Source organism: Pararobbsia alpina, assembly GCF_902859895.1.
Classification (GTDB): Bacteria; Pseudomonadota; Gammaproteobacteria; order Burkholderiales; family Burkholderiaceae; genus Pararobbsia; species Pararobbsia alpina.
Map to the genome: position 1 here is coordinate 1 of NZ_CADIKM010000102.1, position 5576 is coordinate 5576.

The following is a 5576-nucleotide window of genomic DNA, read 5'->3' on the forward strand; positions in this document are numbered from 1 at the left end:
AAACGACGCCGGTCCGCTCGGAAGCCGCCGTTGCAAAGTAAGAGGGCAATCGCAGTAAAGCAAGACGCGACTTCCTGATCGGCAGGAAGCCGCGGCGCGGACCGGCACGGGAGGGTACGGTGCCAGTCTGCCATCGATATATCAGGAATTCAGTACATCCAGCTTCGCGTTTGTTGCTCAAGCGGATGCCGAACGTGCCGCCCGGGAGGTGCAGACCCGCCGAAAAAACCTAGCGCGTCCAGGCGTACAAAGGATATTTGCCGTGTAAAGGAGCATCTGCTGCGCGCTTCATTCAATAGAAAACAACTCACGGCCCGATTCGTCGGAATCGGGTGGGCGACTTAGATCGTCCAGCAGGCGCTTCGCTGTCTTGAGATCGGACGTGTCGAATCCTTCCGTAAACCGACCATAAATCCCGGCGAGCGTGTCATGCGCTTCCATTCGGTGGCCTTGATCGGACAGCAATCGCGCGAGCGTCATCGCTGTCCGTAGCTCCCACCCCAACGCCGATTGCTGGCGTGCCAATTCGAGGGAACGTAAGAGCCATTCCTTGGCTTCCGAGGAATCTGATCGTGGCGCCGAAGCGAGGAGATGTCCCTTGATGCGCAAGATCTCCGGCATCCTGTTCGATCCTCCGCTTTCCGCGACGCTCGCCAGTGCGTGATCGATTGCGGCAAGAGCCTCCTTGAACTGTCCCAGCGCCGCCAGACCTTCCGCCAAGGCGCTGGCGAAAATTGGCGCTAGCATGTAGTAGCGGGTGGCACGTACTTCGTCCCGACAATCACCAAGTAATTGGACGCCGCGTTGCGCATCGCCGCGCTTAGTCAATAACTTACCCTTGAAACCCAGGCCTAGAGCCTGATACGGTTCGAGCGAATGCCGTGCGGCATGCGCAACCAGCCGCTCGATGATTGCTTCCGCGGTCGTCCAGTCTCCGCTCCAGATGAATACAGAGGAGCTCACCACCAGTGCAATGCAGAGGGTGACCGGATGCTTGAACTCGTCAGCCTCGTGGATCGTTTGACGCGCAACTCTCGCCGCCTGATCCGGGCAACCTTGAAGCCATAGCGTTCGTGCGAGACAGGCCTGCGCACGGATACGGTGGTCGCAGCCGAACTGGATCATGTTGATGCGCGGGGATACGACCGCGCGAACCATCGCAGTTTCGCAGTGTCTCCTGGCGCTCGCCTGATTCCCGATGAGGTGATGCGCCACGCCAAGCAACCAATTTGCCAATGCGGTCGCCGCCGGATCAGCCAGTGTCTTGGCCACGACCTCGCTCTGCCGTGCGTGCTTCAGCGCGCCCGTGAAATCTCCGCTTAGAGTCAGAAAGACGCTGATACCGCCGAGCAGCTTGAGTTGATGGTACGGTTCATCAAGCGACTCCGCGAGTTCGAGTCCGCGAGTAAGTGCGCAGTGGACCTCTTCACAGTTGCCCGTGGTAAACATCGATGACAGCCCGAACGATGCCTGCAACTCCATCTCGCGACGGCTCCCGCGACTGGCACAATCGATTGCTGCCAGGGCATGCTCCGTCCAGCGCTGACACTCGCTCAGCAGTGAGAGTTCAAGGAAGAGAGGGACCGACGCGGCGACCAGTGCCGTGGCGACGGAAGGATCCCCACGGTCTGAGAAAGTCCAGTCTAACGCGGCGCGCACATTTCCGAGTTGCTCGATAGACTTCGCTAGGCCGTGCGTCTTGTGATCAGTTGAATCGGCGGCGTTAGCGAGTTCGAGGAACTCACAGAAATAGATCGCGTGACGTCGCGCGGTCGCGGCCATCTCACCGCTTTCCACGAGTTTCTCGGTAGCGTACGCGCGCGTGGTGTCGAGAAGCCGGTAATTCGTCGTCGCGTCACCGGCTTTCCCCGCCGACGCAAGCGACTTCGCCACGAGACTGCCCACGGCATCCACAACGCCGGCTTCGTCGACATCGCCTTCCGCCGCGATTGCCCGCGCCGCGTCAAGGGAAAACGTGCCAACGAATAATGAAAGCCGGCAAAGGATGGTTTGCTCAAAGGCGGTAAGCAGGCGGTAGCTCCAGTCGAGCATCGCGTGCAGCGTCTGATGACGAGGCAGTGCCGTGCGTCGGCCCTGCCAGAGCAATCCGAAGCGGTCGTTGAGGACCTCAGCGGTTCCACGGATGCCGTACGCATCGATACGGCCAACTGCAAGTTCGATTGCCAAAGCGATGCCGTCGAGCTTGCGGCAGATCTCAGCGACGATAGGGGCATCCGCATCGCTCAGCTCGAAGCCATTATCGGCCGCGGCTGCGCGTTCCACGAATAGCTGCGTAGCCGGGTATGTGAGTGCCTTCGCGGCCGTCAGCCCTTCTTCGTCGGGCGGACTCTCCAATGGCATCAATCGATGGACGTGCTCGCCCTCGACACGCAGCTTCTCCCGGCTTGTTGCGAGGATATGCACCTGCGAAGCATCCCTGAAGATGCGTTCCGCCAACGTGGCTGTTGCCTCGACCACATGCTCGCAACAATCAAGGACGAGTAGTGTCCGCCTGTCCTGAAGAAATGCCATAAGGCTAGGCAGTGGGTTGGCGGACTGAACCACGACGCCAAGTGCAGACGCAATCGTGGCGGGTACCAGCTCCGGTGCCGTAAGCGCGCCGAGGTCGACGAAGTATGCAGGACCGCCGAATTCCGCAACAAAGGCATGGCTCACAGATACAGCAACGGTGGTCTTGCCTATACCGCCAGGTCCCACGATGCTGACAAAGCGCTGGCCGGCGAGCTGGCTTGAAATGGTCCGAACGGCATCTTCGCGACCGACCATGCGGGTCAGCGGGGCAGGAAGTCGGCTGACGTGGTCGGAAACGAGGTTCGAGCCTGCAATGGGCTGCTCTTTTATGGCCCGGAGTGGCCCTAAGGAAGCGGTGCGCGAAACGGGAGCGACGAAGCAGTAGCCTCTGCCGGGGACATTGGTCACATATCTCGCGCCGGCCTGTCCGTCGCCAAGCGCCTTTCGAAGGCTGACCAGTTGCACCCGAAGACTGCACTCATCGACGACGAGGTTCGGCCACGCGCGCGCCATCAGGTCACGCTTGCTGACGACTTCGCCCGCACGTTCGACAAGCAAGATCAGGATATCGAGTGCGCGGCTGCCCAATCGAAGCGGAACGTCTCCTTGATAGAGAAGTCGTTCTGCAGAAAGCAAACGAAACGGGCCGAATGATGAGACTTCATCGTCTCGCACCTCGTGAGAACGGTTCACATCCTACCTCGATCGTGGGTCGCGATGCGCCCAATGAATAACTAGGAATCCAAACCAGAAGTACAGCCCGGTAGTACGGCCCCCTGCTGCGCAAGATGGTCCTCGATCAGTTGGGCAGCTAAGCCGGCGGTCAAGGGTTGAAGTTCCAAAGCAGGTGAATATTGACAGGTTTCCGTCAGGGAGGCCAAGTCCACAGCCGCGTGAAGGACAATGACCAACCGACACGAATGTGAGCCGCGCGTGCGTGGCTTTCGCGACCCGAGACGCTCTAACCGGACGATGTAGTCCGATTCCCTTACCCGAACTAGAAGTTCTCCTAACGTTCGAATTTTCTTTTCGACTCGCTTACAGCAATGAATGCGGACCACATATTATGCAGGAATTTTAATTTTCGATCTTCTCCTTTCCGAGGCTACGGTATCCCTTGACGACACAATCTCGTCCCGATCTGGGGCTGTCAACCAAACGCGCGTGCAAGCGGAACTTTTCGGTGAGACGAGGCGCGTTGTCCTTTGGTCGAGACTGATTGCGATGTGCCGTTGTGTCGCGACTTCGCGGGGCTGGGAAGGCGGCATGATACATTTTCTGGAGGATGCTAACTGTCAAAAAACCGTAAAGTCAGAGCGGTATGCCAACTCCACACCTACGAAAAGCATAAGCAGGCCGCTGCCTTCGAGGCGTCGGAAAGCGTGATAGGCACTGCAATGATGGAGCGCCTTGACGAGTACATTAGCTATCCTTACATACGGCGTGTTCGCGGCCGCTCGTCGAGCGTCGACAAACAAGGTGACAATACCCCCGAGCAGTGCGCTCAACCTGTTTGAGTGGGACTAGCTAGTCGGCGCGAATCGAAAGAAAGTTTTTCCGTTACGAATCGGATCAAGCGCTCACACTGCTCCGGATGACCCGATATTGCGCCGTGCCTCGACAGGTGTTCGACGCGCAAGTGGGTGCCGATCGTGTATCAGGGCTGGGCTCCGTCCGTGCGCGTGGCGAACACAGATCCGACGCCCGCACGGTCAGCGCCTGGTGAAAGCGGGCGATCCACCTGTCTTCGACGCGTCTGTATCTGACGCACGCACAAATGCTTGGTCATCAAACGGGCGGATGGCTGCGACATGCAGCCAGGCGACCTGATCGGCACTGGAACGACATCTGGCCCGACCCGCAATCAGCTCAGCAGTCTGCTTGAGTTCACTTTTTGAGGCCCAGAGTCGATCACGCTGCCCAACGGCGAACAGCGGTCATTTCTTCAGGCCGGTGACGAAATTGCATTCCAGGGTCGTTGCAGCCGTCCAGGGTTTGTCAATCGGCTTCGGATCCTGTGTCGGTTCGGATCATTCCGTGACGCACGTGCCCTGACCGTAGTCCCCGATCACTAAAAAAGGAAAAAAGTATGCCGCAACCGATTGACATTTCCATCGCGCTCGAACAAGAGACGATAGCCGATCCGCCCTTCATGAGGCCGTCGATCACCTACACGACACACGAGGCGTGGGCCGTCGATCTGATCGCCTCGTTTCCGGGCATGACCGTAGACCAATTGCCTGAACGAATGGGCTGTGCCGTCGAACAGATCAATCTGTCGACGCACAACGGTACGCATATCGACGCGCCTTGGCACTACCATCCGACCATGGATGGCGGCAGGCGCACGATAGCGATCGACGAGGTGCCGCTCAGGTGGTTCATGCAGCCGGGCGTCAATCTCGATTTTAGGAATTGCGCCATGGGCACGTGGTGTCCCCCGACGAAATCGACGCTGAACTCGAGCGCATCGCTCACCTTGAAGACGCTGGAAATCGTGGTGGTCACGCGAGCGGGCGAACGCTACGGTCCCCCCGATTTTGTCCACAGCGGCTGCGCGATGGGCCGCGACGCGACGTTGCATCTCGCTTCGAAAGGCATCCGCGTCGTCGGCACGGACGGCTGGAGCTGGGACGGGCACGCTTGCGCGGCGATGGTCCACGATCTGCCCGACATTCACCGCGATCCAGATGTCTGTCCGAAGTCGCCAACCGCCGCGCCTCGGACAGAACTTGCGAAAGCAGAAGCCAATCAAACGGAAGTACACCGGTCTCGCTTACTAAAGGGCACCTATGGAAAACGCAGGAAGCGAAAAACCGCAGGCCCGCGTCATCGTGCAGTCCGATCTCGTTTGCTTTCAGGACCGACAATTGAAAGGTATCGCTATGGAAAGAGGACTCCCCTCTAGCGTCGTGAGTTAGAAGTTCGTTACGTTAGTTGTTCGTGCGGTCCGGGATAACGAAATGCCGCCTGAATAGCCGCTCGGACTCACGTAACCCTTCCTCGGTAAAGACCACCGACTTCGTCTTGTTGACCGGGTCGCA

3 protein-coding genes are annotated in these 5576 nt (G+C 58.9%); 1 reads left to right on the forward strand and 2 read right to left on the reverse strand.

The window, feature by feature from the left end:
* Positions 1–288 precede the first annotated feature (288 nt).
* Positions 289–3225: an ATP-binding protein gene (locus tag HV670_RS29165; RefSeq protein WP_217478556.1), complete on the reverse strand. Its 2937-nt coding sequence runs from the start codon at positions 3223–3225 to the stop codon at positions 289–291.
* Positions 3226–4621: 1396 nt separating this feature from the next.
* Between HV670_RS29165 and HV670_RS29170 the strand changes: the two genes are divergently transcribed.
* On the forward strand, positions 4622–5440 hold the full coding sequence (locus HV670_RS29170; protein ID WP_175108413.1) for a cyclase family protein: 819 nt from the start codon (positions 4622–4624) through the stop codon (positions 5438–5440).
* 25 nt (positions 5441–5465) lie between these two features.
* Here HV670_RS29170 and HV670_RS31670 read toward each other — a convergent pair.
* On the reverse strand, positions 5466–5576 hold a 111-nt coding region (locus tag HV670_RS31670; RefSeq protein WP_246258091.1), incomplete at its 5' end, for a DUF6429 family protein.

Bases quoted from the DNA above. Each gene is read 5' to 3' on its own strand.
- HV670_RS29170 (WP_175108413.1), top strand. From the start codon at position 4,622: ATGCCGCAACCGATTGACATTTCCATCGCGCTCGAACAAGAGACGATA.